Here is a 17,338-nt window from a genome sequence, read left to right as displayed (position 1 = left end):
TCGCCGGGATTATCGGCCGCGGGCCGGGGCCGCTTCAGGCAAGGGTTGCCCGGTGAGACAGAACGCCGCCCAGTGGGCGGGATGAGGGTGCATCCAGCTGCGCACCGCGCGCTGGGCCTCCTGCAGGGCCAGATCCGCCGGCAACCCGCGCGCCAAACCCCGGTAGAGGTGCTTGACCAGGATCGCTGTCGACAGGTCGTCCACCTTCCACAGGCTGGCCACCACGCCCCGGGAACCGGCGGCCAGGAAGGCCCGCGGCAGGCCGGCGCTGGCCTCCTCGCCCTGCCGGCCCAGCGCCGTCTCGCAGGCCGAGAGCACACAGAGGCCCGTGGGCAGCTCCAGCGCGGCGATCTCCGGCGCGCTCACCCGGCCGTCGTCCCGCTCTCCGGCGCCCAGTAGCAGCGCGCTCTCCGCCGGGCTGCGGGAATCGTGCAGGGCGTGGCAGGCGAAATGACGGAAGCTCCGGGCGCTGGTGTCCTCGCGCAGGGCCTCTTCCGTGGCTTCCCGGCCCTCCAGCAGGCGGCAATCCGGGAACAGGCGCCGCAGCTCGCCGGCTTCCAAGCTGGTGTATTCCAGGCTTTCCAGGCCACTCACACGCGGATTGCTCCAGGCCGCGGCCGCGCCGTGCCCACCGGGCAGGCGGGCGGAAAAGGCCAATTCGGCCAGGCTGCCCGAGCGGCAGAGGGCCGTTCGCTCGCCCAGCCAGCGGCCGTCCCGCAGCACCAGGCTCTCGAAGGCCAGCTCGTGCAGCTCGGCCTGGGGCAGCAGCCAGAGCCGCCGGGGCGGCGCTTGTTGCCAGTCCTCCGGCAGCAGCCAGGCCGCCAGCCGCTCCCCGGTGGGTTCCACGGTCAGGAAGCCCGTGGTGCGCTCGCGGTGGAGGGCCACCAGCCGGCGCAGGCTGTCGCGCGGGGCGGGCAGCGGCCGCACGTCCAGCTCCCCGGCCTGCCAGCGGAAGATCCAGCCCTCGCGCTGACCCAGGTGCCAGCCCAGCAGGGCCTGATCGGGCGCCAGTGAGGAGGCGAGCAGGGCCTCCAGCGCCTGCCGGTCGCGCGGACGCGCCAGGCGCGCGTCGCCCGTGCGCCGCACGACCATCTCCTGCAAGCCCAGGTTGCGGCCGCGCTCGCTGGCCGCCAGCGCCTCCCAGGGCCGGTTGCGCCGGGCGTGCAGGCCCACCAGCTCGTCCGCCAGCCGGCGCTGCAGCCAGCCCCGGCCCGGGTCGAAGCGCACGGGCGCCAGCGCGGCCGTCTCGGCCTCTGCGGCCTCCAGGGCCTCCTCCAACTGGCCGAGGGCCTCCGCGTCGCGCTTCAGGTCCACCAGCGCCCGCCCCGCCACCAGCCGGGCCTCCAGCTCCTCCCGCTTGTAGAGCAGGCGCGCGGCCTGCACGCTGCAGGAGCGGGCGACCTCCAGCGCGGCGGCGGGCTCGCCCAGCTCCAGCCGCAGCCAGGCCAGTTCCAGTTCCAGCCGGCAGGCCTCGCGCTCGTCGCCCAGCTCGCGCGCCGCCGTGCGGCCCTGTTCCAGCTCCCGGGCCAGCCGTCCCAGCTCGACGCCGGCCCGCCGCTGGCGCAGCAGGCCCTCGGGCAGGGAGGTCCACTCGTCCGGCAGGTGCAGGTCCGGCGCCAGCAGCCCGCGCAGGCTGGTGGCCCGGTTGCGCAGGGTGCCCAGCGAGCGACGCAGGGAGCGCGACAGGCTGTCCTGCTCCGCCGCCCGGCGGCAGGCCTCCAGGGCCTGCAGCCAATCCCCCTGGCGCTGGGCCAGCCGGGACTGGTTGTTGTAGACGGCGCTGAGCTCCAGCGGGTCCTTCAGGCGCAGGCCCAGCTCCTGGGCGCGCCCGAAGGCCGCGGCGGCATCGCCGGGTTCCTCGAGCTCCGTGGCCAGCAGGCCGCGCGTGTTGGCCAGCAGCAGGGCCAGCTGCGGCTCGTCTGCCGGGAGCAGCGAGTCCGCCGCCTGCAGTAGCCGGTCGCACTCGCCGTAGCGCCCCAGGCTCCAGGCCAGGTCCGCCCGGCGCAGCACGTGCAGCACGCGGCGCGCCGGCGCGGGGTGGATCCGTCCCAGCTGGGCCGCGGCTTTCTCCATCCAGCTGCGGGCCTCGGCCAGATCCCCCAGCCGCTGGGCGATCAGCGAGCGCAGTTCCAGCGACTCGAGAGTCTCCAGGCTGTCCAGCCGCTCCCAGCGCAGCTCGGGCACCTGCAGACACTCCCGGGCCAGCCGGGCGGATTCCGTGTCCAAGTAGAGGCGGGCCAGGAAGAGCGCGCGGCGAGGATCCTCGCCCTCGGGCATCAGGCGCGCGGCCCGCGCCAGCTGCGCGGCGCGCTCCCGGGCCCCGCGCCGCTCCAGCGCGGCCAGCCGGCTCTCCAGCGCCGAGCGCAGTTCGCCGGGCGTGGCCGGCGTCGCCACCGGCGGAGCGCCCAGGCCCAGCGGCTGCCGGCGCTCCAGCAGGCGGCGCCAGAGGCTGTCGGCCTGCTCCGGCCGTCCGGCCAGGTCCGCCAGCTGCACCAGCCGGCTGGAAACCTTGTCCCACTCCACCTGGGAGGAGGCCAGCAGGCCCAGCTCCTCGAGCAGGACATCCAGGGCCTCGCCCGGCCGCGTGCCGTCCAGCGCGCTGGCGCTGCCCAGCCGCACCAGCCGGCCCGCCGCGACGGAGTCCCCGCTTTGCCGGGCCAGGCCCAATGCCTGGCGATAGGCCCGCCAGGAGGCGTCCGGCTGCTCGCGGCGGCGGTATTCGTTGCCCAGCAACACCAGCTCTTCCAGCCCCTGGCGCTGATCCTCCCGACGCTCTGCCAGGCTGCGCGGCGGGGCGCCCACGCACCACCAGCCGGCGGGCAGCTCCGCGCCGTCCTCCAACTGGGCCAGACCCAGCGCGCCCAGCCCGGCCCCCCGCAGGCTTTGGCCCGGACCCGGCAGCAGCAGGCGTCGCAGGCCCGCCTGGGCCAGCAGGCGCTCCAGCACCAGCCAGCCCTCGCCCCAGTCCGCGGGCTGCTCCGCGCCCCAGTCCACCTCGCCCAACACCAGGGTCTCGCCGGGCAGGTCCAGCCGCAGCAGTTCGCGCAGGGGAACGCGCTGATCGGCGAATTCCAGCCAGGCCGACTGCGGCGCGCCGGGCACCAGCCGCAACACGCCGTCCAGACAGAGCACGCGGGCGTCCAGACCCGGGTGGGCGGGATCCAGCAGCGCGGCGGCCGGCACGGGCCGCAGGCGCCGCTCGCTCGCAACGGCGGGAGGCGCGCTCGATCCCACCAGTGCCACCTCGTCCGGCGCCAGGACGGGTTCCGCCCGCAACACGCCCTGCACGGAGGGCGATCCCAGCCGCCAGCGCAGGCTGTCCGGCTTGAGCGCCAGCCCCTGGCCCTCCGCCTGCCAGGCCGCCCACTCCCCGGCCCGGGTCGGATCCGGCTCCAGCCACAGGCGGGCGCGCGGCTCGCGCTCGCGCAGCTCGCCCTCCGAGCGGGCCAGGGCGGCGCGGGCCCGGGGCAGGGCCTCGGCATCCGGCTCCGGCTGGCCGTCCAGCCGCGCCTGCAGCAGCTGGTTCAGCTGCCGCTGGTCGGCCTGCAGGTTGCCCCAGGCGTTGCGCCAGGACTCCTGCGGAAAGAGCGGATCGGTCTGCTCCCAGAGGCGGCGGCCCAGCCACCAGGCGCGCCAGTCGGCGGCCGTCCGGGCGGCGCCGGGACCCAGTTCGGCGTAGAGTTCCTCCAGCTCCCGGACCAGGCCCTCCAATCGGCGCAGCGGAAAGAGGCGGTCGGGTTCGGCGGGCAGGGCGTCCAGCCAGCCGCGCAGGGCGTCCAGCTCCTCCAGCCGCAGGGGAAGGCCCTCCACGCGGTCGGCCTGTAGGCGCGCCCAGCCCAGCAGCAGGGCGGATTCCGCGGGCAGGTCGGCCGCCTGCCAGTCCCGCAGGCGCTCGCGCGCGGCCCGGGGATCCCCGCTGGCGCTGAACAGGCGGGACGCGGCCAAATCCAGGCTCAGGCGCTGGCGCGGAGTCCACACCAGTTCCAGCTCCTTGCGCCAGTCCTCGAGGTCCTCCAGCTGCAGCAGGGCCTGGCTGCGCAGCAGCAGGGCCGTCACGGGATCCGCGTCCGCGGCCCGGCCGTCCTGGTCGCGGATGCGCAGCAGCTCCAGCCGCACGCGCTGGTCGGGGGTGAGCAGCGGGGCGTTCAGCGGGTCCAGCAGCCGGTCCAGTTCCAGGGCCGCCGTGCGCCCGTGCTCGACCAGGCGCGCGCGCCGCGCGGGCTCGCTCACGCTCTCGCGGCCCAGCACGCAGCAGAGCAGCGCGCCTTCCACGGCCCGGGCCTCCGGACCGGCCAGCACGGCCTCCCGGGCGGCGCGGGCCGTCTCCTGGAAGCGCAGGGCCGCGGCCTCCCAGTCGCCCTGGGCGGCCAGTTCCCGGGCCAGCACGAGGTCCAGGCGCAGCATGCCGTCCACGTCCCCCTGCCGGCGCAGCAGGCGCCGCCTTGCGTGCAGGCCCGCCAGACGCTGGTCCAGCGCCCCCTGCCGGCCGCTCAGCTCATCGCGCAGGGATTGGCGCAGGGCGGCCTCCTCCTGGGGACCCCAGTCCAGCCGGCCCTGGCCCGTGTAGAGGCCCGGAAAATTCCAGACGGGGATGCTCAGGCCCAGCACGCGGATCCGCAGCCAGTTCTGCTCGGGTTCCAGCGGCCAGGGGCCCAGGGCGGCCTCCTGCTCGGCGCGCTGCAGGGAGAGCCGCGACTCCTCGGCGTCCCCCAGCCCCGCCTGCACCATGGCCAGATTGCGCCAGAGCAGAGCGCGCTGGCCCGGCGCGGTCTCCAGGGCCAGGGCCTGGCGCAGCCAGCCCAGCGCCTCCACGGGCCGCTCGCGCTCCCCGGCCAGCATGGCCAGCCGCGAGAGCAGCTCCAGCCGGTCCCCGGGCAGATTGAGGCGCGTGGCCAGCACCAGCGCGCTGTCCAGATCGGCGCCCGCCCGGTCCAGGTCGCCGCTCCACTGGCGGGCCGTGCCCAGGTTCTTGAGGAACTGCAGGCGCTCCGCCGGACCGCTGAAGGGTGCGGGCAGGCTGAGCCGGTGCTCCCAGGCCTGGCGGGCCTTGAGGGCGCCGAACTCGCCCAGCGAGAAGTGGAAGTTGCCCAGGTTGGTGGCCAGGGCCGCCGCCAAGTCGGGATCGCGCTCCGCGTCGGTCCAGCGCAGGCCGCGCTCGGCCAGCAGGATGGCCCGGTCGCGCAGGCTCTCCTCGTCGGGATCCTCCAGCCGTGCCAGCCCGCGGTGGCGCAGGCGGCTGACGGCCTCGCGCCCGCGGCCCAGTTCCCGCAGCAGGCCCTTCAGCCCGCCCCGGCGGCCGGCGGCCAGCTGCAGCTCGCGCCCCAGGTTCCAGCTCAAAGTCAGGCAGGCCGGGGCCAGCCGGTCGTCCAGGCCAAGGGCCTCCTCCAGCCAGCCGTCGGATTCCGGCAGGTAGGCGGGATCCGTCTCCGCCTGCCAGGAGAGCAGCAGGCCCAGCGCCCAGGTGTCCACGGCGCGCCGGCGCAAGGCCTCGCCGCGCAGGGCCGCCTGGCTGGCGCGGCTCTGTTTGCGGGTCAGGCGCCCGCGCAGGGAATCCTCCAGCGCCTCCAGCCGCTCCAACCGGGCCAGGGACTCGATCCGCAAGCGCCAGGCCCGCGTTTCCAGCGGGTCCAGCTCCAGGGCCAGCCGGCAATCCGCCTCGACGGGCTCCCAGTCCTCCAGGCTGGCCGCCGCGCGGGCGCGCTCCAGCAGCCAGTCGATGCGCCGGGCGCGCAGGATGCCCGCCAGGGCGGGTTCGCCCGCCGCCCGCAGCTCCCGGTCACCGCCGCCCAGCCGCTCCAGGGCCTGATCCAGCCGGCCGCCCGCGCGCAGCAGCTCGGCCTCCAGCCGGCGGCCCTGGGTCAAGGCCCGGCGGGCAAAGGGCCCCAGCAGGGCCGGCGCGGGTTCCAGCGCCGCGCGCAGATCCTCCAACGCCACGGCCCGCCCGTCGGGCCCGGCGGCGGCTTCGCGGGCGGCCAACTCCACCAGCAGGGCCAGGCGCAGCGGCGGAATGCCGCCCAGTTCCACCAGCCGCTCGCGCAGGCGCAGGCGCGCCCGGGCGGCCGAGAGGTCCTCCAGGCTGGCCAGATCGCGCCGCAGCCAGTCCGCCAGCAATTCGGGCCGCTCCGCGTGCTCCACGGCCAGGGAGCGCAGAGCGCCCCGGGCGGCCTCGGGCTGACCCAGGCCCTCGTAGGCCAGCACGCGCAGGGCCAGGCCGTCCGCCTGCTCAGGCAGGCTGTCCGGCAGCGCACCCAGTTCCAGCAGGGCGGTCAGCGCGTGATTCCAGCGTCCGCGCTCCACCTCCAGGCGGGCCCGGCAGAGGCGGATCTCGGCGCCCACGCCCGGCCAGTCCGCCGCGGCAGCGCGGGCGGCCAGGTCCTCCAATTCCGCGGGATCGCGGCGCCGGTCGGCCCGCAGCCCGGCCTCCAGCAGCAGGGCTTCCAGCCGCAGGCGCGAGTCGGCGCCGGCCATCCACTCCTGCAGCACGGCGGCGCGCTCGCCCAGCAGGTCCAGGGATTCGCCGCGCCGCATGCGCAGGCGGAATTCGTCCAGCGCGGCCCGGTCGGCCTCAGGCGTGCCCGGGCTCTCGGCCTGGATGGTCTGCAGGAGCGGCACGCCCAGCTCGTTGCCCGCGAAGCGGCGGGACAGCTCCAGCAGGGCCGCCGGATCCGGCGCCGCACCGCCCGGCGCGAAGCGGCCCTCGGGGTTCTCCAGCCAGAGCAGGGTGGGGCGGGCGTCCTCGGTGTAGACCAGGCGCGAGTCGCTGACCGCCAGCTGGCGCGGCGCCCGGCCCTCCTCGAGCAGCGGCCGGGGCGGCGTGTCCCGGGCGGGATCCAGCAGCCAGAGTTGACTGGGCGCGGCCAGTTCGGGACCCGGCCTGAGCAGGCCGCCCTCCTCCAGCGTGGCCGCCCAGAGCCGCCCCCGGGAGCCGGGCTGCAGGTCCAGCAGCGGGCCCGCGGTCTGCCAGACCAGCCGGCGCGGCGTGGCCGGCCGGGCCTTGCCCAGCAGGCTGTCGGGCAGCCACTCCACGCGCGCCGCCTGGGAATCCGGCAGGGCGGTCAGGTAGAGGCCCCCGTGCCCCGGGCGGGGCAGCGTGGCCGGCCGGGCCAGTTCGCGCACCAGTCCGGGAACGGCCCAGCGCATCACGCGCCGCCCGCCCGGGCTCTCCTCGTCCCAGACCAGGCCGCCCCGGCCGTCGCGGCAGGGATGGTCCTGGGCCCCCGCCCGGCGCAGCACGGCGCGGGCCTCGCGCGCCTTGAGCCGGCCGGTCCAGCGCTTGAGGGGGATCTCCCAGATGTCCCCCGCCGCGTCCTCCCGGTGGCTGATGAACAGGATGCGCGTGGCGTCGGCGTTGAAGCAGGGCCGCAAGTCGGCCGCCACGTGGGTGGTCAGGCGGCGGGCCGGCTCGCCCGGCGGGGCTTGCAGGTCGCGCAGCCAGATGTCCCAGTTGCCGTCCACCCGGGCCGCGTAGGCCAGCCAGCGCCCGTCGGGGGAGAGGGCGGGGTCCTGCTCCGCGTCCCGCCCGCCCAGCGGACGGCCCGGCGGGGCCAGCAGGCTGTCCAGGCCCCCCGCGGCGACGGGCTCGTCCAGCCAGGGAACCCCCGGAGCCGCCGCCAGGGGTCGCGCGACAACCAGCAGCAGCCAGGCCCAGAGCGGCAGGCCGATCAGGAACTTCAGACTGACAGGGGCGGGACGGACGCTCATTTACGCTCCCAGCCTCCGTCCGCGCGTTGCAGCCACGCGCCCTTGGGAGCTTCGTCCCGCTGGATGGCGGCGAAAATGGCCGCCAGCTCCGCCGGTTCCTGACCGGGGTAGAGGCGCTGCAGGCGCCCCAGCAGGGCCTCGCGGTCCAGATTCTCCTGGCGCAGCACGCGCTCGCGCAGCTCGGCCTCTTCAGGGGCCGGGGCCGTCTCCCCGCGCAGGCTCAGCCGCCCGTCCAGCCCCTCGCCCAGCCAGCCCGCGGCCAACAGGCGCAGGCGGTCGTCCTGGTTGAAGCGCCGGCGCCGGATGGACTTGAGCAGGTTCTCGCGCTCGCCCTCCGGGGCCAGGCTGTCGGGCAGACCGCGCAGGGAGGTGACCATCCACTGGTTCCGGCTGAAGCTCTGGTAGGAGCCCAGCACCTGCTTCTCCAGCAGGGAGCGCTCGCCCGTCACCTTGATTTCCGGGGCCTGCAGCGAACAGGCGCCGCAGAGCAGGCCGCAGAGCAGGGTCTGCCAGAAAAGGTGTCTCATGGGATCTCCTCGCCCGTCAGGGCGAAATTGCGCACCATGAAGCCCAGCGGCAGCGGACTCATGGGGATGGCCACGTCGGGCAGCGGCGAAAAGGGACTCTTGCGCAGGGAGACGCGCGGCCGGGCGAAGCCGTGGGCCACGTCGAACTCCACGCGCTCCACGCGGTACCGGAAGCCGGGCAGCTCCAGCAGCCGGCGGATCCGCCCGATGCTGGGATCCACGCCCTGTGCGTCCAGCGCGCGCAGCAGGTTGAGGGTCACTTCGCGATCCAGATCCGGCATGCGCAGCTGGCCGCGCAGCTGATCCAGGGCCTGCAGGTCCAGGCCCTGCCCCTCCAGGTTCAACACCGCGTGCACGAGCCCGCCTTTGCGACCCTTGCCGCCGCCCAGCCGGTCGCCGAACTCGAAGTAGCGGCTGTCCAGGCCGATCAGCGCGCAGTCCAGCGCGTAGCGCGTGCTGTCCAGGCCCACCACGGCCGCCGAGCCGCGCACTCCGCCGCCGAACAGCGTGAAGCGGAACTCGGGGATGTCCAGCCGGCCCTGGCCCGGCCGCAGGTCCACCATCAGGGCCTCCAGCGACCAGGTGTCGTAGCGGGCCTTGGCCACGCGCAGGGCCCAGCCCTCGCCGTCGCGCCCTTCCCGGCGGGCCACGCTCCGCTCCTCGAACTCCGGCTGGCGCCGGTCCCAGGCCCGCAGGCCCGACCAGTCCAGCGGGCTGCGGCGCCGGTCGGACTCCAACCCGAAAACCGGTTCGAGGGTCACGACCTGTTCGAAGGGCAGATCCAGCGCCAGCTCCTCCAGCGCGGCCGAGCCTTGCCAGGCCAGGGAGTCCAGCCGCGCGTGCAGGCGGCCGCGCGTCTGGTAGCGGCCCTGACCCAGGTTGGTGAAGCTCTCCTCCAGCCCCAGCTTGCCCGTCAGGCGCAGCCCGGGCCAGGGCCGCAGCTGGCCCGCGCCGCCCATGAACAGCGCCAGCCGCGCCTCGTCGGGCCGCTGGCTGCGCCAGTCCGCCAGGCTCGCCGTGAGTTGGGCGCTCAGGTTCAGCGAGCGCAGGCCCAGCTCCAGCGTGAGGTCCGCCGGCCAGGGTCCGCCGCGGCCCGGCTCCAGCCAGAGGCTGTCCGCCAGGATGCGCTCCAGCGGTGCCTGTACGCGGCCCGAGCCCGCCAGGCTGAGGCCCTCCCAGCTCCAGACGGGATCGCGCATGCTGAGGGTTTCGCCGGCCCCCGCCAGCACGTAGTCCACGCCCAGGCTGTCCAGGGCCAGGTCCAGCCGCAGCTCCAGCTCTTCGAGGCCGTAGCCCGGCACCTCGGCCCGCAGGCCGTTGACGCCCAGGCCCGCCGTGCCGCCCAGGGGCAGCCCGTCGGCGCCCAGCAGCAGGTCGCACTCCAGGAAGGCCCGGCCGGATGTGAGCTCCACGTCGGGCGGCTGCCAGGCCGGCGGCAGCATGGCCAGCAGCCGGGGCAGGTCGAAACCCTTCCAGGACTGCAGCAGGCGCGCCTGCCGACCCTGGCGGCCCAATTGCAGGGTCATGGGCGGCAGGGGATCCGGCCGCAACTCGACCCAGAGGGTGTCCGGCCACGGGATGGGATTGTCCAGCGGCCCCAGCCAGGCGTGGCCCTCCAGCTCCAGGCGGTGCAGAGGCAGGTCCAACCGCTGGCCGGCCGCGTCCACCCGCAGGCCGCCGGGCACAGCCTCCAGCCAGAAGTCCAGGCCCCGGCCGCAGCGCAATTGGGCCGAAGCGCGCAGACCGCCCGCCACGGCGGGATCCAGCCCGTCCAGGCTGAGCTGGCTGGTCTCCAGATCCACCACCAGCGGCAGTTGTTGGAAGCGCTCGGGCCGGTCCAGCCAGCTCTGGTAGTCTTCGCTCCACTCCGCCAGGCTGGGCAGACGGCCGCTCAGGCTCAGATCCAGCCGGCCCTGCTGCCAGTGGGCGATGCCCAGATCGCCGCTCAGGCTGAGGCTGTCCCGGGCCCCGCGGCCGCGGATGTGCAGGGCGAGGTCCAGGTCGCGCGGGTCGTCCAGGGGCGCCAGGCCCAGCTCCAGCCGGCCCACCCGGCCCGTCAGGTCCAGCTCGGGTCGCCCGGGCAGGGGATCCGCCAGGTCCAGCTCGGCCCGCAGGGTCTGCCTGAGCTGCAGGTCCACCAGCGCCAGGCCCGACTCGGGCAGCGCCAGCCGGCCGGCCTTGGCCGTCAGCGTCTCGCGGTAGCGGCCCGTCCCGCCGCTCAGGGTGGAGTCGAGGTCCAGTTGCAGGCTGCCCGTCAGGTCCAGGGCCAGGTCGCCGCCCAGGGCGGGCAGCTCCAGCGCCCGGCCCAGCGGGTCCAGTTCCGCCAGCCGCGAGCTGAGTTGCTGGTTCCAGTCCGCCCGCAGGCCCCAGCCCGCCCCCTGCTGCCGCAGGCGGGCCGTGGCCCGGACCGTGGTGGCCAGACCGGGGCCGCGCAGACTCAGATCGAAGCCCAGCTGGGCCTGGAGGGGATTCTCGCGCACGGGCCAGCTCAACTCCAGCCGGCTGAGCAGGTGGGTGGGCAGGGGCAGGCGGCGGGACTCCCAGCGCAGGGCCAGATCCCGCGGCCGGGCCTCCAGCCGGACCCCCAGCCGCAGGGTGTCCCGGGCCAGGTCGGCGCTCAGGTCCAGGCCCTGGAGGATCTCCGGGCTCCGCTCCAGCTCCAGGCCCGCCAACCGCAGGGTCTCGCGCGTGTCCGGCGGCAGGGGCAGCGGCCGCAGGCCCGTGCCCGTGCCGGGACCGCGCTCGCGCCAGTCGCCGGACCAGGCCAGCAGCAGGGAGGCCAGCAGGCGGGGCGGCAACTCCCCCTGCGCCAGGGCGCGCAGGGCGGCGGGGTCCAGTTCGGGCAGACGCAGGGTGAGGTCCAGGGGCGGGCTGTCCAGCTCCAGCGGGCGGCCGCCCTGCCGGCCGCTGAGGCCCAGCCGCAGGTCACGCACGATGAAGCGCGTGGAGTCCACGCGCCAGCCCTTGTCCGCCAGCAGGCGCAGGTATTCCAGCGGATCCGTCGCGCTGCTGTCCTCCACGGTCGTGCTGTCGTCCAGGCCCAGCCAGGCGGGCAGGAGCAGGCTGTCCTGCCAGCTCAGGTTGACGCGCAGCCCCTGCACGACCAGCGAATCCAGATGCAGGCGCTTGTCCCACAGCCGCCCGGGCCGCGGGTAGAGGCCCAGGCGCGCGATCTGCAGGAAGGGCGGGGTCCGGGCGTCGCCGCCGATGGCCAGCTCCAGCACCTCGAAGCGGTGCCAGCCGCTGCGCCGCACCTGCAGATCGATGGGGGTCTTGAGGGTCGCGCTCAACTGCTCGCGCAGCAGGCGGGCCAGCCGCGCGTCCTGGAGGAAGTAGCGACCGATCAGCCCCAGCGCCAGCAGGAAGAGGGCCAGGGAAACGAAGAGCGTGCGCCAGACCCGTCGACGCCGCCGGCCCTGGGGCGGCCGGCCGGCCGGGGGCGGGTCCGGCGGCAGAGCGCCGGCCGGGTCGGAATCCGGTTCCACGTCCGGCGGCGGAATGGGAGGCACTCCCATGGATCAGGCCTCCAGCCGCCGCTCCAGACTCGTCCACCAAAGTTCCGCCAGCTCGTCCACCGCCAGGTCCAGCAGACCTTCCACCAGCAGGCGGTCGCCGCCCGTGCTGCCGATCTCGGCCATGGGCAGGGCGTGCCGGCGGGCCAGGCTGGCCAGTTCCTCGCGGTGCTCGGGCCGCGCGCTCAGGACCACCAGGCCCGGCGTCTCGGCGAAGAGCAGGCGCTCGGGCTGGGACTCGGCCTCCGGGCCCAGGTCCACCAGGCAGCCCAGGGTCCGGCCGTCCTCCATCAGGCAGGCCTCCGCCAGGCAGACCGCCAGCCCGCCCTCGGAGACGTCATGCGCGCTGCGCAGCAGGCCGCGGCCCGCGGCCTCCACCAGGAAGGCCTGCAGGGCGCGCTCCAGCGCCAGGTCCACGGCGGGCACGGCCCCGGTCTGTTCGCCCAGCCGGCGCTCCAGATAGAGGCTGCCGCCCAGCTCGCGACCGGGCCGCCCGGCCAGCAACACCAGCTCGTCCGGTCCGCGGAAGGCGCTGGGCACGGGCTCGCGGCCTTCCAGCAGGCCCACCATCCCGATCACCGGGGTGGGGTGCACGGCGCCGTGCGGGCTCTCGTTGTAGAAGCTCACGTTGCCGCCGGTGACCGGCGTGTCGAAGGCCCGGCAGGCCTCGCCCATCCCGGCGATGGCCTCACGGAACTGCCAGTAGATCTCCGGATCGTAGGGGTTGCCGAAGTTCAGGCAGTTGGTGATCGCCAGCGGCGCGGCCCCGCTGCAGGCGATGTTGCGCGCCGCCTCCGCCACCGCCGCGCGCGCCCCCATCCGCGGGTCCAGCCGCACCAGCCGGCCGTTGCAGTCCGTGCTCACCGCCAGGCGCTTGTCCGTGCCCTTCACTCGCACCACGGCCGAGTCGCCGCCCGGGCGGATCTCCGTGGCCGTGCCGATCATGTGGTCGTACTGGCGGTAGAGCCAGCGCCGGCTGCAGACGTTCTCGTGGGCCAGCAGGGCCTTCAGCTCCGCGTTCAGGTCCTCCGCCGCCGCCACGCCGGACAGGTCGCGCCCGCGGTGACGGCGGAATTCCTCCGGCTCGCGCCACTCGCGCTGATAGACCGGCGCGCCGCCGCCCAGCACCAGCGATTCCGCCGGCACGTCCACCACGGTCTCGCCATGGTGCGTGACCTGGAAGCGCCCCGTGTCCGTCACCACGCCGATGTGCGCGCAGTGGATGTCCCAGCGCGCGCAGATTCGCCGGATGGTCTCCTCGCGCCCGGCCTTCACCACCACCAGCATGCGTTCCTGGGATTCGGAGAGCAGCACCTCGTAGGCCGTCATCCCGCTCTCGCGCTGGGGCACCTGGTCGATCTCGATCCGGATGCCGGCCTTGCCCTTGGCGCTCATCTCGCTGCACGAGCAGGTGATCCCCGCCGCGCCCATGTCCTGGATGCCCACCAGGTCGCCGGACTGGATCATCTCCAGCGTGGCCTCGAGCAGCAGCTTCTCGGAAAAGGGATCGCCCACCTGGACCGAAGAGCGCTTCTCCTCCGACTCCTGGGACAGCTCCACACTGGCGAAAGTGGCCCCGTGGATGCCGTCGCGCCCGGTGGAGGCGCCCACCAGGAAGACCGGATTGCCCGGGCCCGCCGCCGTGGCGCTGGCCGTCTGGTCGTGGCGCACGATGCCCACGGTCATGGCGTTCACCAGCGGGTTGCCGTTGTAGGAGGCGTCGAACTGCACCTCGCCACCCACCGTGGGCACGCCCAGGCAGTTGCCGTAGTCGCCGATCCCACGCACGATGCCGTCCATCAGCCAGCGCGTGGTGTCGTGGCTGAGCGCCGGGAAGCGCAGCGAATTCAGGCTGCAGATCGGCCGCGCGCCCATGGTGAAGATGTCGCGCATGATGCCGCCCACGCCCGTGGCCGCGCCCTGGTAGGGCTCCACGGCGCTGGGGTGGTTGTGGGATTCGATCTTGAAGGCCACGGCCAGGCCGTCGCCGATGTCCACCAGGCCCGCGTTCTCCTCGCCGGCCTCGACCAGCAGGCGGCCGCCGGAGCGGGGCAGGGTCTTGAGCTGCGCGATGGAGTTCTTGTAGGAGCAGTGCTCGGACCACATCACGCTGTAGACGCCCAGCTCGGGCCAGCTGGGATCCCGGCCCAGCAGTTCGCGGATCCGCCCGAACTCCTCGTCCGTCAGCCCGTGCTCGCGGGCCAGCTCCAGATTCACCACCGGTTCGCAGCGCCCCATTCCGCAGGCCCTCACAGGATGCACGGTTGACGTGGAGCGCCGGGCCATCCGGCGACGTCCGGAAAGAATGTAGCAACCGCGAGGCCGCGGGACGGGGCCGCCCGGCGGGAGCGCGGGGCGGCGGGGCTGGGGCCGGCCGGGCGGAACTGTTAGGTTGACGCGCCGTGGATCCGGCCGCCGCGAGGGCGGAACCATCCACGGACACCACAGCCCAGCCGGACGTCCATGCGCCTTTCCAAGACCACCGAATACGCCATCCGCGTGATGTCCTTCCTCGCCCGCCGCTCGGACGAGGCCGTCTCCGTGGCCCAGCTCTCCGAGACCCTGGCCATTCCCTACAAGTACCTGGCCCGCCTGATGACCCAGCTCAGCCAGGCCGGCCTGCTGCAGAGCACCCAGGGCAAGAAGGGCGGCTACCGCATCGCCCGCCCGCTGGAAGAGATCTTCATCTACCAGATCGTCGACGTGGTGGAGGGCCTGGAGAACTACAACCGCTGCGTGATGGGCTACCCGCAGTGCGACGACCAGAACCCCTGCTGCATGCACCACCTCTGGGAGCCGCAACTGCTCGGCGTGCGCCGGATGATCTACGAACACACCCTGGCCGATCTGCAGCAGGGCACCAAGTTCTAAGGGACCGGTCGCCGCCGGGCTACTTCAACAGCAGCAGCTTGCGCACCGCCCCGCCTTCCGCCGTCTCCAGCCGCGCCAGATAGACCCCGCTGGCCAGCCGTCCTCCCCGCAGGATCCGCCGGTGAAGGCCCGCGCCCAGCGTCTCGTCGCACAGGCACGCCACCTCCTGGCCCGCCAGGTTCACCACCCGCAGCCGCACGGGGCCCGGCCGGGCCAGCTCGAACTCCAGCCAGCAGTCGGGATTGAAGGGATTGGGCCAGGGCGGGGCCAGCCGCGGGCCGGCGGGCCGGACGGAAGCCGGCGGCAGGCCCGTGTCCTCGCAGCTCCCGCTGAGGGCGCCCAGCCCGCCGCAGGCGGAATCCGCCGCCGGGCCGCAGGGTGAGTTCGCCTGCAGGTGGAAGTCGCCGCTGGCCGGCAGGCAGTAGCGCGGATCCACCCGCCGGTTGCCGTCCCGGTTCTCCAGTCCGGCCAGGCTCCCCAGCCAGTCGCCCCCGCTGTTTCCCCAGAGGTCCGTGCAGCTCACGTCGAGGATCCCGTCGCCCGGCTGCAGGCCGCACCCGCCGCGGGACAGGGTCAGCAGGCAGCCCGCCACCCGGACGGGCTCGCCCTCCGCCGGGCTCGCCAGATCGACCACCGCCCCGTCCGCGGTCGTGGAGTCGAAAGCGAAGGTGCAGCGGGTGAGTCGCGGCCCGGCGTGGTCCCAGAGCGCTCCGCCGCCCAGGCCGGCGCCGTTGCCGACGAACAGGCAGCGGGCGTAAGAGCCGCCCCGCGTGCCGGCCCAGGGCTCGTTCCACACCGCGCCGCCGCGCTCCGTGGCCCGGTTGCCTAAAAAGAGCGCATCCGCCACCCGGGCCGGTCCTTCCAGGGCCAGGGCGCCGCCGCGGGCCGCCTGGTTGTCCAGGAACCGGCAGTCCGTCACCACGGAGCTGTCGGCGAAACAGGCCGCGCCGCCCTCCGCGTCCGCCCGATTCCCGCTGAACGTGCAGGCGCTGAGTTCGAAGCCGTAGCCGCTCAGCGCGCCGCCCCGGCGCGCCCGGTTGTCCTGGAAGCGGCAGGAGTCGAAGTGGGCGCCCAGGTCCGGCCGGGGCTGGGCCAGCGCCCCGCCCTCGTAGCCGCCGTCATTGCCGCGGAACTCGCAGCGGCGCACCGTCAGCCGGCCGCCGGATTCCGACGCCGCGTCCAGGACCAGGGCGCCGCCGGCATCCGTCGCCCCGCCGGTGAGAATCAAGTCCTGCAGCAGCAGGAAGCGCGCGTCCAGGCGGATGCGCAGCACGCAGCCCCCCTGCTCGGCGTCCAGCACGGTGCCTCCCGGCGTGCCGGCCAGCACCACGCCGGGCGGCACGGACAGATCTACCACGGGGTAACGTCCCGGCCCGAGGCGGATCAGGTCCTGGGGCTGCGCGGCCGCCAGGGCTGTGCGGAACTGCTCCACGTCCGCCACGTCCCTGACCTGGCCCCCCACGTGAACCGGCGGGCTGGCCTGTTCCAGCAGCTGCCCGCCAGCGCGGACCCGCAGGAGCACCTGATAGTCGCCGGGCAGCTCCCAGCTCCACTCGAAGTCCGAACCCAGGCCCTCGGGCTGGCCGTCGCCGTCCACGTCCCACTCCAGGGACTCGAAATCGCCCAGCAGCTCGGCGTGGAAGCTCACGCGCTGCGGCAGGCTGTCGCCGAGCGGGACGACCGTGAGCGCCTGGATCAGCGGTCCGCAGCCCAGCGCGCAGGCGCCCATCCACATCGTGCCCAGGCTGTCCAGCACGCAGGGGGAACCGGCGCTCAGGCGGTAGTCGGCGGGAGCGTCGCAGAACAGCGGGTCCGCCTCGATGTTGCCGTAGACCCCCAGCAGCGGCTCCAGCGCTCCCGTCCAATCGTTTCCCTCGCCGCTCCAGATGTCGGTCTGGCGGATCTCGAACAGGTCCGGCTCCAGGACCCCTTCGCCCAACAGGCTGCCCTGGGGCCGCACCACCAGGCAGCGCTCCAGTTCCAGGAAGTCCAGGCTGGTGCCCATCCCGCCGCAGTCCACCAGCGTGCAGCCGTGGAAGCGGATCTCCCCCTCGTCCCAGGAGACCCAGCCCCGGTCGCCAAACTGCTCCACGCGCTCCAAGAGGCAGGACTCGAACAGCAGGCCTGGATGCGAGGATTGGTCCAGGCAGCCGAGGTCGCGCAGCTCGCATTGGTAGAACACCACCGGTGGGCTCTGCAGGCTGGAGCCCAGCCGGGTCAGCGAGTCCAGCCGGCAGTGGGCGAGACTCAGACTGGCGTAGGAACCCTGGTACAGGCGCTCCGCCACCAGCCGGCAGCCCGCCAGCGCCACATGCCGATTGTCCGGTTCCAGCAGCGTGCCGCCCGGAAAGCGCAGCTCCAGGCCCTCCAGCAGCACCGAGTCATGGCAGTGCAGGCTGTTGGAAAGCAGCAGGCGGGCCATTCCCAACCCGCGCAGGGTGAGCTGCTGGTCCAGGGGCTGATAGCCGTCGAAGGCGTGGGTTCCAGCCGCCAATTCCACGGTGTCACCAGGTTGATTGACGAACAGAGCCAGGGCCAGCGTGGAATAGTCCTCGGGCACGCGCAGCACGCGGGCCGCGCCGGGCAGGGTGGCGAACAGCAGCAGGGTGACGGGCAGGACGCGCTGCATGGGGACCTCGTGAAGGCCGGGCGGAAGGGCGGGCCGCGCGGAGGGCGACCGCTGCCAGGACAGGCTCGGAGCAAAAGGTACGGTGCGGGCGCGCGGAT

The 17,338-nt window shown here is 74.5% G+C and carries 6 protein-coding genes; 1 reads left to right on the top strand and 5 read right to left on the bottom strand.

What is annotated here, in order from left to right:
* Positions 1-9: 9 nt before the first annotated feature.
* Genes WC326_06305 through purL form a run of 4 tightly spaced genes read right to left on the bottom strand, consistent with a single transcriptional unit; the run spans position 10 to position 13,978 of the window.
* Entirely contained in the window at positions 10-7,701 is a 7,692-nt protein-coding gene (locus WC326_06305; protein MFA7330673.1) for a CHAT domain-containing protein, read from the bottom strand.
* Positions 7,698-8,228, bottom strand: coding sequence for a DUF1318 domain-containing protein (locus tag WC326_06300; protein ID MFA7330672.1), 531 nt, complete (start codon positions 8,226-8,228; stop codon positions 7,698-7,700). Before WC326_06300 ends, WC326_06305 begins: the two co-directional genes overlap by 4 nt.
* On the bottom strand, positions 8,225-11,743 hold the full coding sequence (locus WC326_06295; protein ID MFA7330671.1) for a hypothetical protein: 3,519 nt from the start codon (positions 11,741-11,743) through the stop codon (positions 8,225-8,227). Before WC326_06295 ends, WC326_06300 begins: the two co-directional genes overlap by 4 nt.
* Positions 11,744-11,746: 3 nt before the next feature.
* Entirely contained in the window at positions 11,747-13,978 is a 2,232-nt protein-coding gene (purL, locus tag WC326_06290) for a phosphoribosylformylglycinamidine synthase subunit PurL (protein ID MFA7330670.1), read from the bottom strand.
* A gap of 225 nt (positions 13,979-14,203) precedes the next feature.
* On the opposite strand from purL, the gene WC326_06285 reads away from it, so the two are divergent.
* The gene (locus tag WC326_06285; GenBank protein ID MFA7330669.1) at positions 14,204-14,611 is read left to right on the top strand and encodes an Rrf2 family transcriptional regulator; all 408 of its coding nucleotides are present in this window, start codon (positions 14,204-14,206) and stop codon (positions 14,609-14,611) included.
* 19 nt (positions 14,612-14,630) lie between these two features.
* Here the strand turns inward: WC326_06285 and WC326_06280 are convergent, their stop codons facing one another.
* A complete protein-coding gene (locus WC326_06280; protein ID MFA7330668.1) occupies positions 14,631-17,240 on the bottom strand; it encodes a hypothetical protein in 2,610 nt (869 codons plus the stop codon).
* Positions 17,241-17,338 lie beyond the last annotated feature (98 nt).

It is taken from the genome of Candidatus Delongbacteria bacterium, assembly GCA_041675285.1.
Taxonomy (GTDB): Bacteria; CAIWAD01; CAIWAD01; order CAIWAD01; family CAIWAD01; genus CAIWAD01.
This window is presented reverse-complemented; position numbering and strand designations above follow the sequence as displayed.

Coding starts and splice junctions, on each gene's coding strand:
- WC326_06305 (MFA7330673.1), bottom strand. CDS start 7,701: ATGAGCGTCCGTCCCGCCCCTGTCAGTCTGAAGTTCCTGATCGGCCTG.
- WC326_06300 (MFA7330672.1), bottom strand. CDS start 8,228: ATGAGACACCTTTTCTGGCAGACCCTGCTCTGCGGCCTGCTCTGCGGC.
- WC326_06295 (MFA7330671.1), bottom strand. CDS start 11,743: ATGGGAGTGCCTCCCATTCCGCCGCCGGACGTGGAACCGGATTCCGAC.
- purL (MFA7330670.1), bottom strand. CDS start 13,978: ATGGGGCGCTGCGAACCGGTGGTGAATCTGGAGCTGGCCCGCGAGCAC.
- WC326_06285 (MFA7330669.1), top strand. CDS start 14,204: ATGCGCCTTTCCAAGACCACCGAATACGCCATCCGCGTGATGTCCTTC.
- WC326_06280 (MFA7330668.1), bottom strand. CDS start 17,240: ATGCAGCGCGTCCTGCCCGTCACCCTGCTGCTGTTCGCCACCCTGCCC.